1 protein-coding gene and 1 pseudogene are annotated in these 1,937 nt (G+C 73.1%); one reads left to right on the forward strand and one right to left on the reverse strand.

From position 1 onward, the window contains the following. Nucleotides 1–63 precede the first annotated feature (63 nt). Nucleotides 64–432 (forward strand): sterol carrier family protein, encoded by a 369-nt coding sequence (locus AX669_RS07375; RefSeq protein WP_062257563.1) that lies wholly within the window; start codon nucleotides 64–66, stop codon nucleotides 430–432. 282 nt (nucleotides 433–714) lie between these two features. Here the strand turns inward: AX669_RS07375 and AX669_RS13650 are convergent. Further along, nucleotides 715–1,937 (reverse strand): annotated as a pseudogene (locus AX669_RS13650) (hypothetical protein); the annotation flags it as partial.

The following is a 1,937-nucleotide window of genomic DNA, read 5'->3' on the forward strand; positions in this document are numbered from 1 at the left end:
AACTACAATCGCCCCACCCAACTCGTCAAACAAGTTCAGACGCGTGACACTAGGATGGGGCGCATGCCACCTCGTCGCCGCATCGCGCCAGAAGCGGGTCGCGCCGCCGTCCTCGACTGGGCCGCGAACCCCGCTGACACGGCACGACCCACCACCGCCCTCGCCGTGCGCTACACGCTCGAAGAGCTCGGCATCCAGGTGCCCGGCCGCACCGTCGAGGTGCGCGTGCCGCCGTTCGGCGCCGTCCAGTGCATCGAGGGCCCGGTCCACACGCGCGGCACGCCCCCGAACGTCATCGAGACCGACGCCGTCACCTGGCTCGAACTCGCCACCGGCCGCCTGACGTGGGACGCCGCCCGCTCCGAGGGGCGCCTGCGGACGTCGGGGCAGCGCGCCGACGTCTCGGCCCAACTGCCGCTCGTCCCAGCCTGACGGGACTCGCAACGGTGCCGGGCTGGCCATCAGCGCCGGCCGCGGAGGTGGCCGGGGCCCCGCCCCGCCCGGGAGGCAAACGAGCCTGGAGGATGGCGGGTAACTCACAGGTCGGCGGGCAGTTACCTGCCGACGTGTGAGCTACTCGCCATCTTGCCGTCAGGGGAGCGTGTGCGGACCCGCGCGATGTGCGCAGGGTGCCGAAGGGCTCGGTCAGGCGGCCGAGGACGGCGATGGCCGCCCACCTTCGAGGTGAGCGGCCATCTTCAGGAGCCGAGTCGATCAGCGCTGAGCGGGGTCCCAGTGGCGGAACATCGCGGCCTTGGCGGCGTCCACGCTCGTGAACCACACCTCGGCCTCGGTCTGCTCGTAGCTGGGGCTGTCGTGCGTGTGGAACAGCATCGTGTCCGCGTTGCCCTTGATCGTGTACGCCGGCGACGGTGCCGAACCGTCCTCGTTGGGCTCGGCCGAGCCGGGGCCGAAGGGACCGTCAGCCACCTCGGCAGCCGAGACCTCAGCCGCCGTGGGAGCAGCCTGCAACGGCGAACCGGCGCCCTGCGGCGACTGCCCCGACTCGCTCGATGAAGCCGTATCGTGAGCCAGCTCGTCGGACGTGAAGTCCTGCAGTGGCTGAGCGGCGTCGTCGGTGCGTACGTCGGCCTCGACCGCCGTCTGCGAGGCGCTCGCGGCATCCTCGGACGCCGACGGCTGTGCCACCGTCGTCGTGGCGGCGTTCGACGCAGCGCCGGTCGTCGACGTGGACGGGTCGGCGACGGGCTCGCTCACACCGACACCGGCCGACTCCGCAGGCGCTGCGGCCGCGTCGGTCGTCGCCGGAGCGAACTGGTCGAGCTGGTCCAGCGGCAGCGGCTCGGTGCCCCAATCGTCGCCGCCCGAGGGCTTCGGCGCAGCAGGGGTCGTGGCGGGTGCCGACGCGGCGGCGTCCTGCGCTCCCGAGCCCGCGTGCTTGGACTGCGTCTGCGTCGCGGTCGAGTCGGCTTCCGCGGAACGGTCCGACGCGTCGGTTGCAGTGTCCTCCGACGAGCGGCCCGACGCCATCGCGGCAGCAGCGGACGCCCCTCCCGCGACACCGGCCGCAACCGCAGCACCGGACGTGCCGTGGTCGGTGGTATCAGCGGCCTGTTCGGACGGGCGGGTGGCGGCGTCAGTCGTCGTGTCGTTCGTGCTCGTCGATGCGCCCTGAGGCGACGTCGAGTCCGCCGCCGGGGTGGATGCTGCTTCGCGAGCGGCCTTCTCGCCGTCAGCTTCGGGAGCAGCCGGCGTGCTCGGGGTCGAGTCAGCAGCGGTGGACGCGGCCGCAGGGGCAGCCTTCTCGTCCGTCGCTGCGGGCGCTGCCGGGGCGAGCGAGTCGAGCTGGTCGAGCGGCAGCGGCTCCGTTCCCCAGTCATCGCCACCCGACGACGCCGGTGCGGGTGCCGGGGCCGCGGCAGGTTGGCTCGTCGCCGTGTCCTGGGCCGGCGCGGGGGTCTCGGCCTGGGCCGGAT

It is taken from the genome of Dermacoccus sp. CCH2-D9, assembly GCF_001556795.1.
Lineage (GTDB): Bacteria > Actinomycetota > Actinomycetes > Actinomycetales > Dermatophilaceae > Dermacoccus > Dermacoccus nishinomiyaensis.

Coding starts and splice junctions, on each gene's coding strand:
- AX669_RS07375 (WP_062257563.1), top strand. CDS start 64: ATGCCACCTCGTCGCCGCATCGCGCCAGAAGCGGGTCGCGCCGCCGTC.